This window comes from Streptomyces sp. NPDC026575, assembly GCF_055567415.1.
The window spans coordinates 125,030-146,998 of record NZ_JBVHQM010000016.1; the positions used below are offsets into that span (position 1 = coordinate 125,030).

The 21,969-nt window shown below is 70.9% G+C and carries 24 protein-coding genes; 15 read left to right on the forward strand and 9 right to left on the reverse strand.

What is annotated here, in order from left to right; all coding sequences use genetic code 11:
- Positions 1 to 61: 61 nt before the first annotated feature.
- Positions 62 to 1,834, reverse strand: coding sequence for a glycoside hydrolase family 13 protein (locus ACZ4NB_RS22940; protein ID WP_467664228.1), 1,773 nt, complete (start codon positions 1,832 to 1,834; stop codon positions 62 to 64).
- A gap of 226 nt (positions 1,835 to 2,060) precedes the next feature.
- Positions 2,061 to 3,332, reverse strand: coding sequence for an ABC transporter substrate-binding protein (locus tag ACZ4NB_RS22945; protein ID WP_467664230.1), 1,272 nt, complete (start codon positions 3,330 to 3,332; stop codon positions 2,061 to 2,063).
- Between the two features lie 173 nt (positions 3,333 to 3,505).
- Between ACZ4NB_RS22945 and ACZ4NB_RS22950 the strand changes: the two genes are divergently transcribed.
- Genes ACZ4NB_RS22950 through ACZ4NB_RS22960 form a run of 3 tightly spaced genes read left to right on the forward strand, consistent with a single transcriptional unit; the run spans position 3,506 to position 7,104 of the window.
- Positions 3,506 to 4,012 (forward strand): PadR family transcriptional regulator, encoded by a 507-nt coding sequence (locus tag ACZ4NB_RS22950; protein WP_399148478.1) that lies wholly within the window; start codon positions 3,506 to 3,508, stop codon positions 4,010 to 4,012.
- Positions 4,009 to 4,770, forward strand: a complete 762-nt coding sequence (locus ACZ4NB_RS22955; RefSeq protein ID WP_467664232.1) for an ABC transporter ATP-binding protein — start codon at positions 4,009 to 4,011, stop codon at positions 4,768 to 4,770. Before ACZ4NB_RS22950 ends, ACZ4NB_RS22955 begins: the two co-directional genes overlap by 4 nt.
- Before the next feature lie 3 nt (positions 4,771 to 4,773).
- Complete coding sequence (locus ACZ4NB_RS22960) at positions 4,774 to 7,104, forward strand: FtsX-like permease family protein (RefSeq protein WP_467664234.1); 2,331 nt, start codon at positions 4,774 to 4,776, stop codon at positions 7,102 to 7,104.
- 53 nt (positions 7,105 to 7,157) lie between these two features.
- Here ACZ4NB_RS22960 and gntA read toward each other — a convergent pair whose 3' ends face one another.
- The 4 genes from gntA to ACZ4NB_RS22980 all read right to left on the reverse strand — a co-directional run bounded on the left by gntA (position 7,158) and on the right by ACZ4NB_RS22980 (position 9,189).
- Complete coding sequence (gene gntA, locus ACZ4NB_RS22965; RefSeq protein WP_467664236.1) at positions 7,158 to 7,877, reverse strand: guanitoxin biosynthesis heme-dependent pre-guanitoxin N-hydroxylase GntA; 720 nt, start codon at positions 7,875 to 7,877, stop codon at positions 7,158 to 7,160.
- 299 nt (positions 7,878 to 8,176) lie between these two features.
- A complete protein-coding gene (locus tag ACZ4NB_RS22970) occupies positions 8,177 to 8,326 on the reverse strand; it encodes a helix-turn-helix domain-containing protein (protein ID WP_467664238.1) in 150 nt (49 codons plus the stop codon).
- Positions 8,323 to 8,961, reverse strand: coding sequence for a hypothetical protein (locus ACZ4NB_RS22975; RefSeq protein ID WP_467664240.1), 639 nt, complete (start codon positions 8,959 to 8,961; stop codon positions 8,323 to 8,325). The genes ACZ4NB_RS22970 and ACZ4NB_RS22975 overlap by 4 nt, the downstream gene beginning before the upstream one ends.
- Before the next feature lie 15 nt (positions 8,962 to 8,976).
- Positions 8,977 to 9,189 (reverse strand): WCX domain-containing protein, encoded by a 213-nt coding sequence (locus ACZ4NB_RS22980; protein WP_467664242.1) that lies wholly within the window; start codon positions 9,187 to 9,189, stop codon positions 8,977 to 8,979.
- On the opposite strand from ACZ4NB_RS22980, the gene ACZ4NB_RS22985 reads away from it, so the two are divergent.
- Positions 9,188 to 9,562: a hypothetical protein gene (locus tag ACZ4NB_RS22985; RefSeq protein WP_467664244.1), complete on the forward strand. Its 375-nt coding sequence runs from the start codon at positions 9,188 to 9,190 to the stop codon at positions 9,560 to 9,562. The two genes, ACZ4NB_RS22980 and ACZ4NB_RS22985, sit on opposite strands and share 2 nt — an antisense overlap.
- Before the next feature lie 544 nt (positions 9,563 to 10,106).
- Here the strand turns inward: ACZ4NB_RS22985 and ACZ4NB_RS22990 are convergent.
- Positions 10,107 to 10,766: an NADPH-dependent FMN reductase gene (locus ACZ4NB_RS22990; protein WP_467664246.1), complete on the reverse strand. Its 660-nt coding sequence runs from the start codon at positions 10,764 to 10,766 to the stop codon at positions 10,107 to 10,109.
- Between the two features lie 180 nt (positions 10,767 to 10,946).
- Here ACZ4NB_RS22990 and ACZ4NB_RS22995 point away from each other — a divergent pair, with 180 nt between their 5' ends.
- Entirely contained in the window at positions 10,947 to 11,936 is a 990-nt protein-coding gene (locus ACZ4NB_RS22995) for an ornithine cyclodeaminase family protein (RefSeq protein ID WP_467664248.1), read from the forward strand.
- A gap of 180 nt (positions 11,937 to 12,116) precedes the next feature.
- The gene (locus tag ACZ4NB_RS23000; protein WP_467664250.1) at positions 12,117 to 12,782 is read left to right on the forward strand and encodes a maltokinase N-terminal cap-like domain-containing protein; all 666 of its coding nucleotides are present in this window, start codon (positions 12,117 to 12,119) and stop codon (positions 12,780 to 12,782) included.
- Between the two features lie 57 nt (positions 12,783 to 12,839).
- Here the strand turns inward: ACZ4NB_RS23000 and ACZ4NB_RS23005 are convergent, their stop codons facing one another.
- Positions 12,840 to 13,307: a MarR family winged helix-turn-helix transcriptional regulator gene (locus ACZ4NB_RS23005; protein WP_467664252.1), complete on the reverse strand. Its 468-nt coding sequence runs from the start codon at positions 13,305 to 13,307 to the stop codon at positions 12,840 to 12,842.
- A 57-nt stretch (positions 13,308 to 13,364) separates the two neighbouring features.
- On the opposite strand from ACZ4NB_RS23005, the gene ACZ4NB_RS23010 reads away from it, so the two are divergent.
- On the forward strand, positions 13,365 to 14,186 hold the full coding sequence (locus ACZ4NB_RS23010; protein ID WP_467664254.1) for an alpha/beta fold hydrolase: 822 nt from the start codon (positions 13,365 to 13,367) through the stop codon (positions 14,184 to 14,186).
- A 60-nt stretch (positions 14,187 to 14,246) separates the two neighbouring features.
- Positions 14,247 to 14,633, forward strand: coding sequence for a methyltransferase domain-containing protein (locus ACZ4NB_RS23015; protein ID WP_467664256.1), 387 nt, complete (start codon positions 14,247 to 14,249; stop codon positions 14,631 to 14,633).
- Between the two features lie 130 nt (positions 14,634 to 14,763).
- On the opposite strand, the gene ACZ4NB_RS23020 is transcribed toward ACZ4NB_RS23015, so the two are convergent.
- Complete coding sequence (locus ACZ4NB_RS23020) at positions 14,764 to 15,192, reverse strand: hypothetical protein (protein WP_467664258.1); 429 nt, start codon at positions 15,190 to 15,192, stop codon at positions 14,764 to 14,766.
- Positions 15,193 to 15,986: 794 nt separating this feature from the next.
- On the opposite strand from ACZ4NB_RS23020, the gene tgmA reads away from it, so the two are divergent.
- From tgmA to ACZ4NB_RS23055, 7 genes are all read left to right on the forward strand, one after another.
- The gene (gene tgmA, locus ACZ4NB_RS23025) at positions 15,987 to 16,178 is read left to right on the forward strand and encodes a putative ATP-grasp-modified RiPP (protein WP_384441964.1); all 192 of its coding nucleotides are present in this window, start codon (positions 15,987 to 15,989) and stop codon (positions 16,176 to 16,178) included.
- Between the two features lie 6 nt (positions 16,179 to 16,184).
- Positions 16,185 to 17,114 carry an ATP-grasp ribosomal peptide maturase gene (gene tgmB, locus ACZ4NB_RS23030; RefSeq protein WP_467664260.1) on the forward strand — a complete coding sequence of 310 codons (930 nt, stop codon included), beginning with the start codon at positions 16,185 to 16,187 and terminating at the stop codon, positions 17,112 to 17,114.
- 86 nt (positions 17,115 to 17,200) lie between these two features.
- Positions 17,201 to 17,944, forward strand: coding sequence for a Clp protease N-terminal domain-containing protein (locus ACZ4NB_RS23035; RefSeq protein ID WP_467664262.1), 744 nt, complete (start codon positions 17,201 to 17,203; stop codon positions 17,942 to 17,944).
- A gap of 434 nt (positions 17,945 to 18,378) precedes the next feature.
- Positions 18,379 to 19,119, forward strand: a complete 741-nt coding sequence (locus ACZ4NB_RS23040) for a hypothetical protein (protein WP_467664264.1) — start codon at positions 18,379 to 18,381, stop codon at positions 19,117 to 19,119.
- A complete protein-coding gene (locus tag ACZ4NB_RS23045) occupies positions 19,116 to 19,799 on the forward strand; it encodes a DUF4166 domain-containing protein (protein WP_467664266.1) in 684 nt (227 codons plus the stop codon). Before ACZ4NB_RS23040 ends, ACZ4NB_RS23045 begins: the two co-directional genes overlap by 4 nt.
- On the forward strand, positions 19,796 to 20,563 hold the full coding sequence (locus ACZ4NB_RS23050) for a TetR/AcrR family transcriptional regulator (protein WP_467664268.1): 768 nt from the start codon (positions 19,796 to 19,798) through the stop codon (positions 20,561 to 20,563). The genes ACZ4NB_RS23045 and ACZ4NB_RS23050 overlap by 4 nt, the downstream gene beginning before the upstream one ends.
- Positions 20,564 to 20,882: 319 nt before the next feature.
- Complete coding sequence (locus ACZ4NB_RS23055) at positions 20,883 to 21,881, forward strand: DUF1259 domain-containing protein (RefSeq protein ID WP_467664270.1); 999 nt, start codon at positions 20,883 to 20,885, stop codon at positions 21,879 to 21,881.
- Positions 21,882 to 21,969 lie beyond the last annotated feature (88 nt).

A 21,969-nucleotide genomic window follows, 5' to 3' on the forward strand; every position in this document is an offset into this window, starting at 1 on the left:
TTGCGAGGACGGGGCGGGGCACTGGCGGGGCCAGCGGGGGCGGGGCTTGGAGGGGGTGGCGCTATCGGGGGTCGGGGGTGTGCATCCACCAGGCGGCGGTGGAGCCGGGGAGCGTGCCCGGCGGGCAGTCGCCGCTGGCCAGCAGGGGGAGGCCCGGTACGGGCGCCGGCACCGGCTCGGTGCCGAAGTTGACCGCGCAGACCAGGCCGTCGCCGCGGACGAACGCCAGGACCAGTGGCGACGAGGGCAGCCAGCGCAGAGTGCCCTCGCCGAGCTGCGGCAGGCTGCGGCGCAGCTGGAGCGCTTCGCGGTACAGGTGCCAGAACGACCGGGTGTCGGACAGCGCCCGGTCCGTGGTGTGTTCGGCGAACCACGCGGGCTGCGGCAGCCAGGGCGGTGCCGCGTCGCCGGTGGCGGTGAAGCCGAACGGGGAGGCGTGCCCGGACCAGGGCAGCGGCACCCGGCAGCCGTCGCGGATGTGCTGCCGGCTGCCCGTGCGGTGGAAGATCGGGTCGGTGAGGACCTCGTCCGGCAGGTCGACGACCTCCGGCAGACCGAGTTCCTCGCCCTGGTAGATGTACGCCGCGCCGGGCAGCGCCAGCATCAGCAGGGCGGCGGCGCGGGCCCGCGCCGGTCCCCATCCGTCCGCGGGCTCCGTCCCGGTGGCGGCTGCGGTCCCGCCGTCGGGCCCGGCCGCGTAGCGGGTGACGGTGCGGACCTGGTCGTGGTTGTTGAGCACCCAGGTGACCGTGGAGCCGGTGGCGGCGATGTCCGTCAGCGCCTCGGAGATCACCGTGCGGAAGGTGTCGATGTCCCAGCGCGCGGTCAGCAGGTGGAAGAAGAACGCCTGATGCAGCTCGTCCGGCCGGACGTAGGCGGCCTGCTCGCTCGGCGTCCGTACGGAGACCTCGCCGACCAGCAGTCGGTCGCGGCCGTCGCGGGCGGTGTACTCCTCGCACAGCGCGCGCCACTCGCGCCACACCTGGTGCACCTCGGGCTGGTTCCAGGCCAGCGGGTTGACCGAGTCGCGGGTCCGCTCGTCGGCCGACGGGTCGGGGGAGTCGGGCAGCTCGGGGTGCTTGAACAGCCCGGCGGCCACGTCGATCCGGAACCCGTCGACGCCGCGGTCCAGCCAGAAGCGCAGCACCTTCTCGAAGTCGGCGCCCACGGCGGGGTTGCGCCAGTTCAGATCGGGCTGCTCGGGCGTGAACATGTGCAGGTACCACTGGCCGGCGGCACCGTCCGCCTCGGGGACGCGGGACCAGGCGGGGCCGCCGAACATCGCCCGCCAGTTGTTGGGGGGCAGCTCCCCGTTCTCGCCGCGCCCGTCGGCGAAGTGGAACAGCTCGCGTGCGGGGCCGCCCGGCCGGTCCTCCAGGGCGGCGCGGAACCACGGGTGCTCGCTGGAGCAGTGGTTGGGGACGATGTCCAAGAGCACCTTCAGACCGAGCCGGTGGGCGTCGGCCACCAGGAGGTCGAAGGCGGCGAGGTCGCCGTAGACGGGGTCCACCTGGCGGTAGTCGGCGACGTCGTAGCCGTGGTCGTGCTGCGGGGAGGGGTAGAAGGGGCTGAGCCAGATGCCGTCCACCCCCAGCTTCTTGAGGTACGGCAGCCCCGTGCGGACGCCGTCGAGATCGCCGATGCCGTCGCCGGTGCTGTCGAGGAAGCTGCGGACGTAGACCTGGTAGATCACCGCGTCGCGCCACCAGCGCTGAGCCGTGCTCCGGGACGCGTCCTCGGTGGCGGGAGCGAGCGCGGGGGCGCCCGGGCCGGGGAGGGGGAGAGAGGGCGTGGAGTCGGCCGGCTGGCCGTTGTCCGCCGTGGCTGTGAGCATCTGCCGTGATCCCGTTCTTGCAGGGGCGTGCCGTGCGACCTGCTGGTCGCTGTTATGCATGCATGTTAAGTAGGGATGTCATTTGGGTGTCAACGGAACGGACGAATATGCCCGTAAAGTGTCCTAGTTTGCGGCGACTTATGCAGCGGCGAGAGGCGCGGCAGCGCGAGGCTGTACCTAACAAGTAACTAGAGAAGGGTCGCCCTCGCGACCGAAGGAGAGGGGGTCAGCCGCGGCTGACGATCGCCCTCAGCTCGGGCACCAGACGCGCGACGGTGGCGTCCGTGCTCCGCCGGTGGACCAGGGCGTCATGCATCACGGCCTGCACCGCGAGGCTCACCTGGTCGTACTGCGGGCTCTTCAGGCGGGGCCTGGCCGCAAGGATGCTCCGCTGGAGCGTGGGCAGGTACGGAAACCGCCGTACCAACTGGGGATCGGTGTACAGCCCGGCCCAGACCGGTGGCAGCGCACCCTCGGTGAGCACCCGGCGCTGGACCGCCTCGGACGTCAGATACGAGATCAGCTCGGTGGCCGTCTTCTGGTGCCGCGACTGCGTGTTGACGGCCAGGTTGGAGCCGCCCAGCGCACTGGAACCCGGCCCGTCGGGACCCGGCAGCGGCACCGCGCCGAACTTCCCCGCCACCTTCGAGGACGGGCCGCCGGCGAGCGCGTACGCATACGGCCAGTTCCGCAGGAACAGCAGCCGGCCGTCCTGGAAGGCCTCGCGGGACTCCTCCTCCTTGTACGACAGCGCACGCTGGGGGATCCACCCCTCGCGCACCCCGTCGAGCAGGAAGGACAGGCCCCGGCGGGCCGCGGGGGAGTCCACCGTCACCCGCTCGCCCTCCCCGGCGAGCACCGTGCCGCCCGCCGACTGGACGGCCTCGACGACATTGGCGGTCAGCCCTTCGTACGGCAGGAACTGGCCCGCGTAGCCGTCCAGTCCGTACTTGGGCGCGACCGTCTTCGCCAGACGGGCCAACTCCGCCCAGGTGCGCGGCGGGTGCGCGCCCGCCTTCGCCAGGACGTCCTTGCGGTAGTAGAGCAGCGCCGCGTTGGTCACATACGGGACCGCGTACAGCCGGCCCCGGAAGGTGGCGGTGTCGACCACCGGCGGTAGGAAGCGGTCAAGCGGGAACTGGCCGCCGTCGACCGGCTTGATCCAGCCCGCGGCGGCGAACTCCGACGTCCACGCCACGTCGATGTTCAGCACATCGAAGCGGGCGCTGCGCGAGCGCAGCTCGGTGACCATCTGCGCCCGGACCTCGTCGGCCGCGTCCGGCAGCTCGACCAGCGTCGCCTTCTCGCGCGGATGCCGCTCGTTCCAGCCGTCGAGGACGCCGCGCAGATAGCCCGTGAGGTCGCCGCCGGTCACCAGCGTGACCGGGCCCCGGCCGTCCGAGCCGCCGGCCGGCTCCCCGGCCCGCGCACCCGCACTGCCCGTGAGCAGCAGCGAGAAAATCAGCAGAGCCCTCCCCGCGGCACGCTTCCACCGCATGGGCTCCTCCTTGCACCAGGCGTCGACGGGACACAGGACCGACAGCCCGCCCCATGTATACCTGTTAGCCATGCGGGATACTAGATGTCGCAGGAAGATACGACGGCGATCCGGCTCACAGTCGGACGGGCCCAGATAACCGGCATGTAGGGCGGGGAGGAGAGGGAGAGAGCGTGCGGCTGCCACTCCTGGCACTGCTGGTCAGCGGACCCGCGCACGGCTATGAACTCAAACAGGGCCTTGAGAACCTCCTCGGCGCCGCCTACCCTCAGCCAAATGTCGGCCAGATCTACGTCACCCTGGGCAGGCTGGAGAAGGCGGGCCTGATCGAGGGCGAGGACGTCGAGCAGTCCGACCGTCCGAACAAGCGCATCTACCGGATCACCGAGGCAGGACGGGAGACGGTGGACGCGTGGTTCGAGGAGACCACCGCCGAACCACGGGTACGGGACGAGTTCTTCATGAAGCTCGCCCTGGCCCGCCACACCGGGACCGCAAACCAGATCGCCCTGATCAACAAGCAGCGACGCCACTACCTCAACACCATGCGCGACCTGTCGAAACTCGCGGCCGTCGAGGACCGGGGCAACCGCGTCGCGCAGCTGCTGATCGAGGGCGCCATGCTGCATCTGCAGGCGGATCTCGACTGGCTGGAGCGCTGCCAAGAGGAGTTGGAATGAACCGGGACGAGCCATCCGGCCCGATATTGCGGGCAGCCGGCCTGGTCAAGACCCACCGGCCGGAAGGCGCCGCCCCCGTCCACGCGGTGCGCGGTGTCGACCTCCGTATCGAACGGGGCGAATTCGTCGCCGTCACCGGCCCCTCGGGAGCCGGCAAGTCCACCCTGCTGCATCTCCTCGGCGGGCTCGACCGCCCCGACAGCGGCTCCCTCTGGCTCGGCGGCCGCCAGGTCGACGCCTACAGCGAGGCCCGCTGGGCGGTGCTGCGCCGCAAGCACATCGGCATCGTCTTCCAGTTCTTCAACCTCGTCTCCAACCTCACCGTCACCGACAACGTCGAACTCCCCGCGCTGCTGGCCGGCCGGTCCCCGCGGCAGGCCCGTACGGCCCGTGCCGAGCTGCTCGACGAGCTGGGTCTGACCGGCAAGGAGAACTGCACGCCCAGCGAGCTGTCCGGCGGCGAGCAGCAGCGCGTCGCCCTGGCCCGCGCCCTGGTCAACACGCCCAGCCTGCTGCTCGCCGACGAACCCGCAGGCAGCCTCGACAGCAAGGGCACCCGCGAGGTGCTGCGGCTGCTCGCCCGCTTCCACCAGCGCGGCCAGACGATCCTGCTGGTCACCCATGACGCCAGGATCGCCAGCGCCGCGGACCGGGTGATCAGCTTCCACGACGGCCAGGTCGTCGACGACGCGCACCTCGGCGAGCCCCACGACCGCCCCACCGCCGGCGTGGCCGACGTACTGAAGCTCAAGGGCTGATCCGTGCGAGCAGCGGCACGCTGGACCCAGGCGCACCTCAGAGCACACCGCCCGGCGGCCGTGCTGATCGTGCTGGCCACCGCCGGGATCACCATCTCCCTCCTGCTGGCCACCGCCCTCTTCGCCTACGCCACCGACCCCTGGCAGCGCGTCTTCACCCAGTCCGCCGGCGCCCACGTCTGGATCCACACCCAGGCCGACGCCCCCGCCGGATCGCTCGCGACGCTGGACGAGGTACGCGCCACCTCCGGCCCCTTCCCCACCGTCCGCACCACCGCCAGCCTCCAGCCCGGCGGCACCAAGGCGACCCTGGAGCTGCGCGGCACCGCCGAGCGCCCCACCACCGCGGCCCCCCAGACCGTCGCCGGCCGCTGGCTCGACGAGGGCGCCGACGCGGGCGCCACCCAGGGCATCGTGCTCGACAGCTCGGTCGCCCGCGCGATGTGGGCGGAACCGGGCGACTCCCTCGCCCTGAGCGGCTTCAAGGCACCCCTGAGGGTGGTCGGTATCGCCGACACCGCCGAGGCCCCCTTCCGCGCGGGCGAGACCCCCGGCGTGGCCTGGGTGCTGCCCCGGACCCTCAGCGCCTCCGACGCGGCCCGCGACCAGCGCGGCCGCACCGTCGGCCTCCGGCTCGCGCACTCCGAGGACACCGACTACGTCGTCCAGCGGGCGGTCACCCAGCTCGGCGCCGATCAGATCACCGACGTCTCCACCTGGCGCCAGGCCAAGGCCGAGGCCGCCGGAGACAACAACCTCCTGGCCCGGCTCCTCGGCCTCTTCGGTCTCGGCGCCCTGCTCGCCGCCGCCCTCGCCGTGGGCGGTGCGATCACCAACCGCATCCACGGACATCTGCGGGACATCTCCGTCCTCAAGGCCATCGGCTTCACCCCCGGCCAGGTCGTCCGCATGTTCCTCGCGCTCCACCTCGGTCTGGCCCTGCTGGGCACCGCCCTCGGAGCGCTGCTCACCCAGACGCTCGGCGCCCTCGTCCCCGGCCGGATCGGGGAGGCGATGACCCTGTGGGAGCAGCTCCCCGAGCACGCCTGGCTGCCCCTGGCGATCGTCGGCGGGGTGATGGCCTTCATCGGCTCGGCGACCTGCCTGGCTGCCTGGCGGGCCGGACGGGTGCCGCCGGTGCCCGTCGCCCGCGCCGCCGCGCCCACCGCCGGCCGGCCCTCGGCCACGACCCGGCGGGCGCTCGGCCTCGGCATCCCGCCGGCCCTGGTCCTCGGCTGGCGCGGCGCCTTCCACCGCCCGCTGCGCTCGACGGCCGCCGTGGCACGCCTGGCCGTACCCCTGCTGCTGATCACCATCGCCCTGGGCACCTGGACCACGCTCGACCGGTTCGCCTCCCACCCGGAAAGCGTCGGCCTGCCCGCCGCCCTCACCGCGCGTTCCGACACCCTCGACGACCGCGCGGTCCAGCGGCTGCTCGCCGCCCAGCCGGAGGTCACCGCCTATCCCGGCACCGAGGTCCAGGCCCTGGTCCCCGGCCAGACCGGGACGATCACGCTGCGCGGGCTGGGCACCGACGCCCGCCCCTACCCCTACGCCCTCGCGGAGGGCCGCGCCCCGCACGGCCCCGACGAGGCGGTCGCCGGACAGGGCCTGCTGGACCTCCTCGACGCACACGTCGGCGACTGGGTCCGGATGACCGTCGCCGGCCGTCCGCACGTCCTGCACCTCGTCGGCCGCGGCATCGAGACCGCCGACGGCGGCCGCACCGTCTCCACCACCCTGGACACCCTGCGCGACGAGCCCCCGGCGCCCGCCGGAGCCGCCTCGCCCCGCCCGGACTTCTACCACCTCGTCCTGCCGCACGGGGCCGACCCCGGCGCCGTACGCCACGCCCTGACCGAGGAGTCCGCCGGCCGTCTCGAAGTGCGCCAGACGCCCAACCCCGCCGACCAGTTCACCTCGGTCCGTGCCGTGACCGCCGGTCTGATCGCCGTGGTGACCCTGATCGGGCTCGTCGAACTGGCGACGACGGTCGGCGCCGCCGTACGCGACCGCAGCCGCGACCTCCTCGCCCTGAGGGCCGTCGGCCTGACACCCCGTCAGATCATCGCGGTCATCGTCTCGGCCGCCGGCTTCGTCGCACTGGCCGCCGCACTGGCCGGCACGGCGCTCGGCGTCCTCGCCGCCCAATGGCTGATCGACCTCCAGGGCCACACCAGCGGCTGGGGGACCGGGATCGCCCAGCGCCCCGCCCCCAGCCTCCTGCTGCTGGTCGTCACCCTGGCCGTGGCGGTCGCCGGAGCGGCCGCGATACTCCCGGCCGCCCGCGCGGCACGCCGACGACCGGCGGACTCGGCTTCGGACGTGCTGTAGGCCGGGTCCGCGCGAGCGGGCGGGGGAGCCGGGGCCGGCGTGGTGCGGGCGCCTCACCGCTCGTGCTGCATCAGCCCCTCCGTGTAGTCCTCGGTGGCCGGTTCATGCCGTGCGACGTAGGGGCACTTCCAGTCCGGTTCGGTGAACCGCCCCGAGAAGTGCCGTGCGGGCCGCTCGTACTCGTAGACCGTGAAGCTCGGATTGACCGAGCCGTTGTGCCGCTCCTCGCGGCGGCGGATCGCGTCCTGCATCGAGTAGAACTTCTCGCCGAGCAGCATGAACTGCGCCAGGGAGTTGAAGGCGATCGCCGGCGCCGAGAACCGGCGGCTCGCCCGCGACGAGCCGGGGTGCATGCCCACGACGAAGAACGCATGCCCACCGGTGTGAAAGCCGAAATTGGCCCGGTCGGGATCGGACGATGCGCCCGCGTCCAGGCCGTGCGTCCGGCTGTCGATGTCGTGCATGAGCTGGAGGTGCTGCCAGATCAGCTCCTCGTAGGCGAGTTCGTCCACCGGGCCCGGCTCGTCGAACGTCGCCACGAAGGTGCGGAAACTCTGGTCGGACAGCTGGGGTCGCACCTCCTCGACATACGCCGCAAGGTCGCGGTGGTTGTCCCGAGCCGATGTCGGCTCGCCCATTCTTCGGTAGTGCCCATGGGTGAGGGTGCCGCGTTTGAGTGCGGCGCGGGCCCCCAGGCAGCTGAACTCCGGGGTCTGCAGGAAGCGTTCCAGTTCGGTGCGTACGGCGGTGTGGCGTTCGGTCGTTTCAGTCATCGTGAGACCTTGGCTGCGGGGGAACGGGCGGCGGTGCGGGCAGCGTTGCCCGCGGGGCAGCCGTGCTCCGGCGTGGCGGTGGTGATCAACGACTGCCGGAACCGACAGTGCGGGGGATCAGTCCGCTCGACAAGATACAAAACAGACAAAAGATGACTGCGGCCGTCTGGTCACGGCTTGTCCCGCCGTTCGCGCGGCCGCTACTTGGGGTGCCGGTAAGAACGCTGTCACCAGCCGCAAACGGCGGTGATCAGTCCTCTGACCTGGTGGGTTGGGGCAGTTCCGGTGTGCTCGTCGCGTCAGCGAGTGCGAGGCGACCACCCTTTGAGTTCGGGCACGTAGTTGTAGACGGTGTTGCGGGAGACGCCGAGGAGCTTGGCGATCGAGGTGACGGTGTTCTCCGGGCGGGCGAGCAGGTCGCGGGCGTGACGTACCTGCTCCTCGGTCATCGCCGGCGGGCGGCCGAGTCGGGCGCCGCGGGCGCGGGCGGCGGGTACACGGCCTGGCGGACCGTCCCCTCCGGGGTGCCCAGCGACGCCTCGGCGAGTTTGAAGAGGATGTTCTCCTTGCCCGACACCTTCTTGAACGCGTTGATGAGCTGCTCGGTGACCTTCTTCTCCGCCCGCGCCCCGATCCGGTGCACCGTGGAGATCAGCAGCTCCACCAGCGTGTCGGTGATTTCCCGCTCCCGCTCGTGCAGCAGCGCGGCCAGCAAGGTCACCCGCAGCGGCACCGGGTGCGTCCGCAGGTGGGAAGGCGACTCCACCGCGGCCCGCGCCCGCCAGTCGGCCACCACCTTCGGCGCGACGTCGATGAACAGATCCGGCGGCAGCCCGATCGCCCGCACCGTCAGCAGCTTGTCGACCTCGGTGAGCATCGTCTCCAGGCTCACGTTGCCCGGCGCTTCCTTGGCCTTCGCCAGTACCGGTGGCGCGTCCTCGCCCTCCGTACCGCCACCTGCGGGTCCGGCGTCGTCCTGGTTGGCGCCGGCCACAAGCGCCACGATCCGCTCGATGCTCTCCACGGTCAGCCGGGAGGAGATCAGGGCCCTCGGCCGCCCGCAGGGCAGCCGCCACGGTCCCACCCCCGGCCGCCGCCCTCACCCCCGCCCGTACAACCGCGTCACCTCCGCCGCCGCGACGGTCAGCTCCTCGCGCGCCGAGGCGGGCGTCAGCACCTCCACGTCCGCGCCGAAGACCAGCAGCGCACGCGCCGCCCGCACGGCCTGGAAGGCCAGCTCCACCTCCGCCCACCCGTCGCCCCGGTCCACCGGCGGCCCGGACAGATGCGCCGACTGGATCCGCAGAAACATGTCCAGCCGCTCGCTCCGCACCCGGCAGCGCACCCGCACCTCGTCCGGGACCCGCTCCACCCCGTCCCGCAACGCCGCCCAGACCTCCGCCAGCCCCTGCCCCGGGCGACGGCGGACCGGCTCCTCCGCGACCGCCGCCGCCTGCACCTGGTCCGCCCGGAACAGCCGCTACGACGAGGTCCGCGACCAGCTCCTGAGCCTGACCGGCATCGGCCCCTGGTCGGCCACCTTCCTCCTCATCCGGGGCCTCGGCCGCACCGAACACCTCACTCCCGACAAGGAGATGATCCGCGCCGCCCAGCGCGTCTACGGCCGCACTGGGGCCACTACCTCCGCGTCGGAGGCTGAGGAAAGCCGCTCGGCCGCGGCCTGACCGAGAGTCAGCCCGCAGCCGAGCACCGGGCCGCGCACGGATCATCCGTCACAGGATGCAGGTGATGATGAGAGTGCACTCGTCTTCGTGATTACCGCCGAACGGGCTCCGCTGCTCACCGCCCCCGTACGACTCACCGCCCCTGTGCGACTCACCACCCTCATGCGAGTCACCGCCCTCATGCGAGTCACCGCCCTCGTGCGACGACTCACCGCCGTCGTGCGACGACTCACCGCCCTCGTGCGAGTCACCGCCGTCGTGCGACGGACCGTCAGCAGGCTTGGGCTGATGGGGCCGAGTGGACGTGTGCCCGGTGGCGGCGTCCGGGTCGGGGATCGCGGCCGCCGCCGACGCCGTCCCTGTCGCCACGGCGATACCCAGGGCGGCGGTGAGTGCAAGCGCCCGCGAAACGGTCCTTTGCGAGCGATTCATCCGTGTAGTGGTCATAAGATCACCATGAACGCCCGCTTCCCTCCCTGCGTCCCGAACGCCGCCGACCGGGTGCACACCCGAAGGCCGGTCGGCGACGGCGAGACCGAGCCCCTCAGTCCTCCGCCCGCTGTGTCACCGGCGCCTCCGTGCGATCGCCCAGGAACTCGTACCACCGGCGCTGCAGGCAGACATAGCGCGCATCGGCCTCGACGAGATGGAGAAAGGCCGTCACCGTCTCGCCGAGGCGCTGCTGCAACCCGGCGTCGGCCAACTGCCCGTCCTCGGTGAATCCGTTGTGGGCCCCGGCAAGGCTGAACATGTCGGGGTAGACCCGGGTACCGAGGTGCTCCAGCGGCACCCGCAGGGCCCACAGCCCCCGGTTGCCCCCGATCAGGGACGGGGAGGCGGAGACGAGCAGCGCATGCTTGGTCTTGAACGGCTGCGGCCGCACCCGCGAAACCCAGTCGATCGCGTTCTTCACCACGCCCGGCACGGAGGCGTTGTACTCGGGGGAGGCGAGCACGAAGGCGTCGCACCACTCCAGCCGGTCACGCAGCGCCAGAGCGCCGTCCGGCAGCCCGTGCGCCGTCTCCAGGTCGCCGTCGTACAGCGGCATGTCGAAATCCCGCATCGCGGCGAGGTCCACGGTGGCACCGGCAGCGGTCAGTATCCCCGCGATGAGGGACGCCAGACGGGCGTTGGTCGATTCGGCCCGCAGCGCAGCACCGAGGACGAACAGGCGCAGTGGGCCGGGGTGGGCATCCGTGGTCATGGTCTGGGTCCCTTCCGTCACAGGAGCCGCCTCCCTCAACGGCGGCTCGCAGAGCCAGTCTGGCGGCCCACCCGCGTTCCACCGGTGCCGCCGCGCCCCGGTGATCCGTACGGGGCTACGGTCGACTCCGCGGCCAGGCGACCCGCCGGCCGTACGGCTGCCATCAGGAGGTTGAGACGGATGCTGGTTCTCGGTCGCTCGCAGGTCGAGGCGCTGCTGGACGTGGACACGCTGATCGACGGCCTGGCGTCGGCGATGACGGACCTCAGCGCCGGCCGCGCCTCCTCACCGGACCGCGTCGCCGCGCTGGTGCCCGAACGGGACGGCTTCCTCGCGGCCATGCCGGGGCGCGTCCCGTCGGCCGGGGCGCTCATGAGCAAGCTGGTCTCCGTCTTCCCCCGCAACGCCGGCACACCCCTGCCGACCCATCAGGCGCTGATCGTCGTCTTCGACCCGGACACCGGCGAGCCCGTGGCGCTGCTGGACGGTACGGCCATCACCGCGGCACGGACCGCCGCCTGCTCCGCCCTCTCGGCGCGGCTGCTCGCCCGCGAGGACGCCTCGGTGCTGGCGGTCCTGGGGACCGGCGCCCAGGCCCGGTCCCATGCCGAGGCCCTGTGCAGGGTCCGCCCGATTCGGCACATCCGCGTAGCGGGCCGCGACGAGACCAAGGCGGCCGCCCTCGCCGAGGAACTCACCGCCGCACTGGGACTCCCGGTCGAGGCGGCACCCACCTACGCGCAGGCCCTCGACGGCGCGGACATCGCCGCCGCGACCACCCACGCCACCGACCCCGTGATCCGCCGCACCTGGCTGACCCCGGGCGTCCATGTGACCTCGGTGGGCTTCAACCCGGCCGGCCGTGAGATCGACGACGCCACGATCGCCGAGGCCCTGGTGTGCGTGGAAACGCGACAGGCGGCCCTGGCGCCCTTCCCCGCCGGCAGCAGCGATCTGCTGAACCCGATCCGCGACGGCGTCATCACCGAGGCGCATGTACACGCCGAACTCGGCGAACTCCTCGACGGCAGCAAACCGGGCCGCTCCTCGCGCGACCAGATCACCCTCTACAAGTCCGTCGGCGTGGCGGCCCAGGACGCCGCGGCGGCGGCCCTCGTCGTCGCCGCGGCCCGGGAGCGGTCGATCGGCTCCGAGGTGGTGCTGGGGTGACTCGGTGGGGTGACTCGGCTGGTATGGCCCGGCTCCCCGGCCTGCGACCAGTCGCAACCCGACCAGGGCCTGTCCGGACCCGGTCAACGGATCTTGTTCTCCGCAGAACCGCCCTACCGGCGCCGCGCGGATGAAAAGCTGTCGGTGCTCGTATCCACCCGACGAAAGAGAAGCTCCGGCATGGCCGTCATCCACCGCACCACCATCACGCCGACCAAGCTGGAGCTGCTCGCCTCCTGGCTGCCCACCCGCCCGTGGTACCGCGGCGGCGCGGGGGAACCGCAGTTGGCCAAGGCCGGCGGCTTCCGGCTGGACGAACCGGAAGGCGAGGTCGGCATCGAGTTCATGGTGGTCACCGACACCGCTGGAGCCGAACCGACCACCTACCTCGTGCCGATGACCTATCGCGGTGCCCCGCTCGACGGGGCCGAGCACGCCCTCGTCGGCACGATGGAGCACGGAGTGCTGGGGCGGCGCTGGGTCTACGACGGCTTCCACGACCAGGTGCTGAACACCGAGTTGCTGGCCCTGATAGAGGGGCGGGTCCAGGCGCAGGCCCAGAGCGCCACCGACACCCCTGACCTGGACGTCACCCGTTCCTACACCGGCGGGGACGGTATCTCCGCGGGCTCGGCCACAGCGACCACCGACAGCGACGAGGGCACCGAGCTGACCACGCCGCACGGCGCGACCCTCCACGTACACCGGGTACTTCGGCCCGCCCCGGACGGCTCGCCCCTTCCCCCGCAGGGCGCGACCGGTCATGTCGCCGGCGCCTGGGACCTTCCGGACGGCACGCGAGCCCAGGGACTGTTCGCCGTCTTGCACGCAAGCCCTCGGGGCTAGGGCCTGTCCGATGGGTCCTGGCCGGGCCCGCGCAGCCGTCCGTGCGGCGCGGGCAGATCAGTTCACATCGACATCGTCGAAGAGCCTGAGCATCTCGGTGAGCACCCGCACGCAGGTGTCGACATCGGTGTCGGTCAGCTCGCCGCCGACCTGCCGCAGTAGGGCACGCTCACGACTGACAGCGGCGGTGATGGCCGCTGCGCCGTCGTCGGTCAGCCGGATCAACGAAGACCGCTGGTGAGCGGGGTTGGGGAGGCTCTCGACGAGTTGCCGGGCCGCGGCCTCGTTGACCATCCGCTGCACGAACTGCCGGCTCAGCGCCTGCGCCCGGCCCATTTGCGGGACGGTCATGGGCCCGTGTGCGCGCAGCAGATCGAGGACCGCGCGCACGCCGACGGAGAGGCCCTCGACGGGCGCGGACTGCTCGACCTTGCGCTGGACCCGTCTGTACAGCGGGCCCACCAGATCGAACACCTCCGTGAGCCGGAGGGCGAGGTCATCAGGTTCGAGCGGCTCAGGGTTCACCGCTCCATAATGACACCTCAGTTGCCAAATTCTCCTACTGATGACACCTTGGTTGTCATGACTGAGGCTCCTGGCGTGTACTCATTCGAGCTTGCGGACGGCCGACTCGCGTACCGCGACATCGGCACCGGCCGACCGCTGGTACTCCTGCACGGCGGCTTTCTGGACCATGGCATGTGGGACGACCAGGTGTCGGCATTCGCGTCGGACTACCGCGTGATCGCGCCGGACGCCCGCGGCCACGGCGGATCCACCAACGCGAGCGGGCCGTTCCGGCAGTGCGATGACCTGGCGGCGCTCCTGCGCCATCTCGACATCGGCCCGGCGGTCCTGGTGGGGCTGTCGATGGGCGCGGGCACAGCCGTCGACACCGCGCTGGAACACCCCGACCTGGTAAGCGCGCTGGTTGTCAGCGGTGCGGGGACCAACGAACCCGAGTTCCAGGACCCCTGGCTCAAGGAGATGCTGGCCGAGCAGGCCCGCGCGCTGGCCGATGCCGACGCCGAGGCATGGACCCACGCATGGATGCGGGGCGCGGCCGGCCCGCATCGCTCCCTCGACGACGTCGCACCCCATGTCGTCCGGCGGCTGCGGCAGATGCTCAACCGGACCGTCGCCAAGCACACCAGCACCGAACCGGTTCATCTGGTGCCCGTGCCGGACACCTGGACCCGGGCCGCGAAGATCACCGTCCCCGTGCTCGCCCTCAACGGCAGTATCGATTCGGACGATCTCATCGGCATGGCGGAACGACTCGTGGACATCGTCGCCAACGGCCGTACGGAAACCATCGAAGGCGCCGCCCACTACCCCAACATGGAACGCCCCGACGCCTTCAACGAGGCTCTCGGAGAATTCCTCTCCGCCCTTTCCGCGTAGACGAACCCGCACACATCAAAGGCATACGGCTGATGAATGCCGACGATGAATACTGTCGGGGTGTTCTCAGATGCCGACGCGGCTGCCCTCTATGACGTGCTGAACCCGTGGAACTCTTCCGTCCGGCCCGGCGACGGCTTCTACGAGGACCTGGTCATGGCCGCGGACGAGGTGCTGGACGTCGGCTGCGGCACCGGCGCCATGCTGCACCGAGCGCGCGAGAAGGGGCACTCCGGGCGCCTCGTCGGCCTGGACCCGGATCGCGCCGCGCTCCGCCGGGCCCGGCGCAGAGCCGACAGCGGGTCGATCGAGTGGATCGAGGGAACCGCGGCCACCGCCCGGTGGAGCGGTGCGGGCTTCGAGATCGAGGCCCAGTACGGCGACTGGGACGGCGCGCCCCTCACCCGTACAAGCCGGGAAATCATCACCATCGCCGGCCGGAAGTAGGAGTCCGTCCACCGCTTCCCCCGCCCGCCCGGCAGCCGGCGAGGGATGGCACGCACGTCTCCCGCCGGGCAGACGACGACGTGTGACGGAATGTCGTCTGCCGGGCGGAAGAGCATGGAGGGGTGGGCGCCTAGAGGACGGTGACCTTCTCCTGGTGCGCGTAGCTGAAGCCGTCCTCGTCGAAGTAGAAGACCGCGACCTTCACCTTGTCGCCCTTGGCGAAGTGCGAACCGACCGCCGGGCGCAGCGAGACCTGCGCCGCGTGGCTGTTGTAGTCGCAGGTGAGCTTGGCGCTCTTGATGGTGCCGGCGGCGATCGACTCGTCGTGGCCGGCCGGGTTGACCTTGGTGGCGTTGGCGACCAACTGGTGGTTCATGCCGGGGTCGCAGGAGTACGTGACGTTCGCCCGGAGGCCCGACTCCTGGAGCGAGACCTTGTTGATGGTCAGGAGATTGGCCTTGGCGACGGCGGACGGCGCGGCGGCCAGCACACCGGCGCCGACCAGGACGGTGGCTGCCGCGGTTCCGGCCAGACGACGCCCGAGACGTGATGACTTCATCGAGTTTCCTTCCCCCCTGTGCGGTCACCTTGGTCTGGTACGGAGGGATTCTCCGAGTGTGCGGTGACTGCGACAGTTGTTCGAAGTCGTGCGTATTGGTTGGCGATCTTACGTCATCTCTCCTGATGACGGGGCGTAAGTGACGCAGTGGGGTGGGACGGTGCACAGGGGGCGGAACCGTGCAGGAGCGGCCACGGCGGCGGCCCTGGTGCGGACCGGTGCGGACCGGGCCGCGTGCCGGGCGCGGTGCTTGTCGGTGGGGGTGGGGTACGGGGTCACCACCCCCGCAGTAGTGCTCAGAAACCTCGCCCGACTCATCGGGTGACCGCTCCCGGTGCCTGTTAATGCGTCGTTTTCACGGTGTCCCACGCTTCCCCCTGTCGCAATTGGTCAGTTCCGGTCACCCTGTCAATCGGGCTATTGCACCGTCAATGCCAAGTTCCTTGTGTGGGAGGGGAGTTGGTGGATGGGCGCGTGAGGGTGGCGCGCGTTCATGAGCCTTCGCTCCGGTTCTGGGCGGAACGGCCGGTCGGTCGGGGAGAGGGCTGAGGTGCGACGGGGGCCCCGCTGTCGCGCCGATCAGAAGGACGCTGTGCGGAGGGAGTCGGTCCGGTGATGCCCGTCCTGTGGCATCTACGTTCTGCGGGTTGTTGCGTCAAGCGGTTCTTCGGATTCGATCGAAACAGGCAACTGTTTGACCGCATGATCGCGTCATCTGTGCAGAGTTGTCTGGTGAGGCTTCCCTGTCTCTGCTTCTGCCGCGGGGTGGGGAGTGGGCTTTATAAGGAGAAGGTATGCGTCCGTTTGCTTTGGGTTACGCCCGTCCGGTGGTGAGGTCGGTGGTTGCCGCTCCGTACGTCTATGACGCTGCGCGGCAGCTCAACGTCCTTCCTGACGGGCGTCCGGCCGCCCGCAATCGGGCGGTGCTGCTGGCGACGGGAACCACCGCCTCCACCGCTGGTTCCAAGACGCACTTCGATGATTGAACGTCCATGACTGTTCTTGTTCTTACCTGTGAGGAGGACTTGACGGCGGACATGGTGGTCGCGGCCCTGTACGACCTCGGTGTTCCACTGGTCCGCCTCGACCCCGCCGATCTGCCGGGGAGGGTCGCCCTGTCGGCGGACTACGCCGGCGGCGACTTCCGCGGGTATCTGAAGACGGATGAGCGCATGGTGAGCTTGAGCAGCCTGCGGTCCGTGTGGGTCCGCCGGCCCGGCGCTCCGGGCGCCCGCGCCGTGGAGCAGTCCGCGTGGCTGTCCGCCGAGTCCGAGCAGGCGCTGTACGGCATGCTCTTCTGCACCCCGGCGCGTTGGATGAACCATCCCGTCGCGGCCGGGCAGGCGCGCTACAAGCCGTGGCAGCTGCATATCGCCCAGCGGAGCGGATTCAGTGTTCCCGCGACGTTGATCACTTCGTTCCCGGTGGTCGCGCGCCAGTTCGCGGCGAAGCATCAGGACCTGGTGGTGAAGTCGGTTTCGGGTCGGCATCCCGGCGACCCTCCGATGGTGTTGCCCACCACCCGCGTCAGCCCCGATGCGGACTTCTCCGCGGTCGAGGCCGGACCGACGCTGTTTCAGCAGCACATCCGCAAGCGCGCCGATATCCGGCTCACCTGGGTCGGCGGGCGCATCTTCGCCGCCCGCAAGGAAGCCGACGCCGACGAGGTCGACAGCCGCTTCGCGGAGCAGGGTTCCTGGAAGGCCGCCGAGGTGCCGGACGCCGTTCGCCGGTCGGTGGACTCCTATATGGACGTCGCCCAACTCGCTTACGGAGCCTTCGACTTCGCCGTGGACTGCGACGGGGTGTGGTGGTTCCTCGAATGCAACCAGGGCGGCCAGTTCGGGTTTGTCCAGGTCGACACCGATCAGCCCATCGCCCAGGCCATCGCGGCCTGGCTGGCCGAGGAGCCCGGTGGCTGAGCCCCGTCGCTGACGGCCGTCCGGGCCCCACAATTCAATGTCAACCTCGGGTTGACACCCCCTGGGTGTCAACCTACGGTTGTCACATGGAGAAACCAACCCAGACCTCCGTTCCCGTCCGTCTCGACGACCTGATCGAAGCCATCAAGAAGGTCCACACGGACGCCCTCGACCAGCTGACCGATGCCGTGATCGCCGCCGATCACCTCGGCGATGTCGCCGACCACCTGATCGGCCACTTCGTGGACCAGGCCCGGCGCTCCGGCGCCAGCTGGACGGACATCGGCAAGAGCATGGGCGTCACCCGCCAGGCCGCACAGAAGCGCTTCGTGCCCAAGGCTCCCGGCGAGACCGACCTCGACCCCAACCAGGGCTTCGGTCGCTACACGCCCCGCGCCAGGAGCGTCGTGGTGGCCGCACAGAACGCCGCCCACGCGGCGGGGAACAACGAGATCGGCACCGTGCACCTCGTCCTCGGGCTGCTCACCGAGCCCGAGGCGCTCGCGGCGAACGTGATCCGTGCCCAGGGCGTCGATCTCGACACCGTCCGGCAGGCGGCGACGGCGGCGCTGCCCGAGGCCGCGGAGAGCATGCCCGCCCTCATTCCCTTCGACGTCGACGCGAAGAAGGCACTCGAACTCACCTTCCGCGAGGCCCTGCGCCTGGGCCACAACTACATCGGGACCGAGCACATCCTGCTGGCGCTCCTGGAACACGAGAACGGCACGGGCCTGCTCGCCGACGCCGGCATCGACAAGGCCACCACGGAGGCCCGCATCGTCGCCGTCCTGGCGCAGTACCTCAAGACGCCGACGTCCGAAGAATCCTGACGACACGACACGACACGGCAAGTCACGGAACGACACACACGGTACGGCCGGCCGCCATGCGCCCGGACGACAGGTGGCACGCACCGGATCGCGTCCGGACGGGATGGCATGGCCCACCATCCCGTCCTGACGAACCGCGTGAACCACCCATCGGTCAGCTCGGGAAGTTCTCAAGAAGTGCCTCGACGGTGCGATCCGGCGCCCACTGGCGCAACCAGTCGGCAAGCAGCGGGCCGTACTGCGAAGGGGATCAAGTCGCATCGAGGCCGCCGCGTCCGCGGATCAGGCTCCGGTCCGAAAGGCCGTCCCTTCGATCGATGCATGATGCCCCGTCACCCCGCATTGAGCGATCGCTCAAACGCCTGCTAACTTCACCTTGAGCAACCGCTCAAACGGCGGTGTGCCAGGAGCGGGCCGATGAGCAGGGGGCGTTCATGAAGCTCTACGTGGAGACGCATATCCGCGCCGACATGGAGACGATCTGGGAGCACACCCAGGTCCCCGCTCATCACCAACGCTGGGATCTGCGCTTCACGGAGATCGACTACCTGCCGCGTGCCCCCGGGGAGCCCCAGCGCTTCCGGTACGCGACTCGGGTGCTGCCCTTCCTCACCGTCGCCGGCACCGGCATATCGGCGGGGGAGCGGCACCGGAGCGGCGGTGAGCGTGTCTCGGCCCTCCGATTCGCCTCGCCCCAGCGCCTCTCGCTCCTCGCCGAGGGCAGTGGCTACTGGAGGTATGTGCCCACCACCGACGGCGTGCGGTTCCTCACCGGCTATGACTACCGGCCGCGTTGGGGCCGCTTCGGTGCCACCGCCGACCGGATCGTGTTCCGGCCGCTGATGGGCTGGGCGACCGCCTGGTCCTTCGACCGGTTGCGGCTGTGGTGCGAACGCGGCATCAGCCCGGCCCGTTCCCTCGGGTATGCGGTCGCCGAGCTGACGGCCCGCGCCCTGGCCGTGGCAACGGCCGTCGTCTGCACGGTGATGATGTGGGCGGTCCAGCCCTCCTACCTGCCGGCGATGAGCGCCGCCGCGTACCTCACGCTCGCGCTCGCCGTCGTCGCGCTCCTCGCGCCGCCCTCGTCCCGGACCCCGGCCGCCCGCCGCTGCCGACGCACCCCACCCGCGCGTACCGCAGCGCCCGGCCTCCTCACCACCTTGGAGCACGCATGACCTCGATCTTCCAACGCGTCATGGGCGACCGCGCCTTCCACCGGCTCCACCCGCAACTACGGCGGCGCTTCTCCGTAGGACTCGAAAGCGGCGAGGCATGCACCGGCCGTGGTGTGATGGACCGGATCTGGCACGGCCCCGCCTTCGTCAAGCCGTTTCTCGCCCTCGGCGCCAGCCGCAACATCCTCGTCCCGCGCACCGGCACCGACGTTCCCTTCACCATCGAGAACGTCCCCTACGTCGACTCCCACGGCCGCGAGACCGTCACGTTCGTCCGCACGTTCGCACTGCCCGGTGGGCCACGCCGCTTCGACGCCACCATGGTCCACAGCCCCGAGCGCGACTGCGTCCTGGACTACCTCGGCACCCACCAGCACCTGGCCACCGACCTGCACCCCACGGCCGAGTCGGACGGTTCGCTCCTCATCCGCTCCGGTGAACACCGCTTCCGCGAAGGGCCGTTGGACCTGCGCGTGCCGGCGCTGATCGGCGGCGAAGCGGAGGTACGGGAGTCCTTTGACGACTCCACCGGCCGCTTCCGCATCCGGGTGCGGGTGGCCAACCGCTACTTCGGCCCGCTGTTCGGCTACGAGGGGTCGTTCACCGCCGAGTACACCGACGTGGACGCGTGCGGAGTGCGCGCCGGGCTGCGTCCCGTACGCGAGGAGGCGCGGGCATGAACCGGGAAACCCGGACCCGGGATGTCGGGGCAGGTACCGCCGAGGCAGGTACCGCCAAGGCAGGGGACACCAAAGCCCCGGGCGCCAAGGCCCCGGGCACCCAGTCGCCGGGCACCAAGGCCCCGGATACCAAGGCCCCGGGCACCAAGGAGAAGCTTCTGGAGGGCGCGCTTCGCACCCTCGCCGAACAGGGCATCGCCAAGACCTCCGCGCGCTCCATCGCGGCGGCGGCCGGCGTCAACCAGGCCCTGGTCTTCTATCACTTCGGCTCGGTCGACGAACTGCTCGCCGCCGCCTGCCGCCACGGCGCCGAGCAGCGCGTCGCGCGCTACCGAGCCCGGCTCGCGAAGATCGGCAGCCTCGCGGAGCTGCTCGCCTTCGGCCGCGAGATGCACATCGGGGAGCGGGCGGCCGGCCAGGTCGCCTTCCTCGGACAGTTGCTGGCAGCCGCCCAGACCCAGCCGAGTCTCGCACCCGCCACCGCCGCCGGTCTGCAGCTGTGGATCGACGAGATCGAGAAGGTCCTGGCCAGGGTCCTGGAGGGCTCGCCGATCGCCGAGTTCACGGACATCCCGGGACTCGCCCGCGCCGTCGCGGGCTCGTTCGTCGGTCTCGAACTCTATGAGGGCGTCGACGAACGCGGTGCGACGCTTGCCCTCGATGCGCTCGAACAGCTCGCCGTACTGGCCGCCGCCCTCGACGAGCTCGGTCCGCTCGCCCAGCGTGTGGTACGGCACCGCCTTCGCTCGACCACGCGACCATGAGCGAGGGGCGGGTGGGTCCCGCGTCGCGCCGCGACCCGGTCCCGGTCCCGGTCCCAGTCCCGGTCCCGCCAGGGCTTCGACCGCGCCGCGTCGCTCCGCACCGTGGCACGGCGCGGCGAGCGTGCGCCCACCGCGTGCCGCCCGCCCCCGGACGGCGTGCCACCCGCTCCCGGAGGGCGTGCCGCCCGCCCCCGGAGGGCGTACCACCCGCCCCGGGACCGGGGGCTGATTGCTTAGCCCATGTGGCCTCAAGCGATGCGGGTGACGGCCTTGATGCCGGTCCGCCGTGCTTCCATCTCGTCATGGAGGTGCTCACGTGATGGCTGGATCTCGACAGCAGGACGACTACCCGCACGCGGGTGCGCCGCGGCGGCGCGTGCTGGCCGCGGCCGCCCTGGTTCCGATGCTGGCCGGCGCGTCGGCCCCCGCTCGGTCCATGGCAGCAGGGACGGCCGGGGGTAAGAACGGCAGGTTGGTCAAACCGGTCACCACTGCCCTATCGGGCTGGGAAGCCGTGGCCAACGTGCTGGGCCGACCGGGCGATATGAAGCGCAACATGATGTACCACACGGCCTTCCCGCGCCAGGACCTCCTCGTCCGCACCCGCGGCGTCGTCGTCAAACCAGCGCTGGCCCTCGGCTCGCATGTGTCCTTCGTCCGCTACGCCGACAAGAGCACGATGATGATGGGCGACCTGGTGGTCGCCGAGTCCGAACTGCAGCCCTTCATCGATGCGTTGTCCGAGCACGAGATCGGGCTGACCGCGATCCACAAGCACTTGCTCTCCCAGAGTCCCGACATCTGGTGGGTGCACGTCCACGCGCATGGCCACCACCCCGTGACCCTGGCCCGCGGCCTTCGGGCGGCGCTCGACCGCACCGGCACGCCGCCCCCGCTGGCGTCGGTCCCGCCGCAGCCCCTCGACCTGGACACCGCCGCCATCGACGCCACGCTGGGCGTGAAGGGCACCATCGACGACGGCATCTACAAGTCCGTCTTCGTCCGCCGTGAGACCATCAGCGACGGTCACCGGGTACTGCCTCCGGGGTTGGGATCGACCACCGCGTTCAACTTCCAGCCGCTGGGCGGTGGTTACGCCGCGATCAGCGGGGACTGCGCCATGATCGCCAAGGAGGTCCAAGACGTTCTGGCGGCCCTGCGGCATGCCGGGGCCGAGCTGGTAGAGCTGCACAACCACGGTTTGACGGACAAACCCCGCCTGTTCTTCGTCCACTTCTGGCTCGTCGGTGACGGCCTCAGGATCGCCCGGGCCCTGCGCCCCGCGGTGGCGGCGACCAACGTGGTGCCGGCCGGCTGACCAGCGCGCGGGCCGCCGCCGTCGATAGCGACCTGGGCTGTTACCTGGATTGTCAGAGGCATCAAGCCTGGTCGGGACCTGAGGCTCG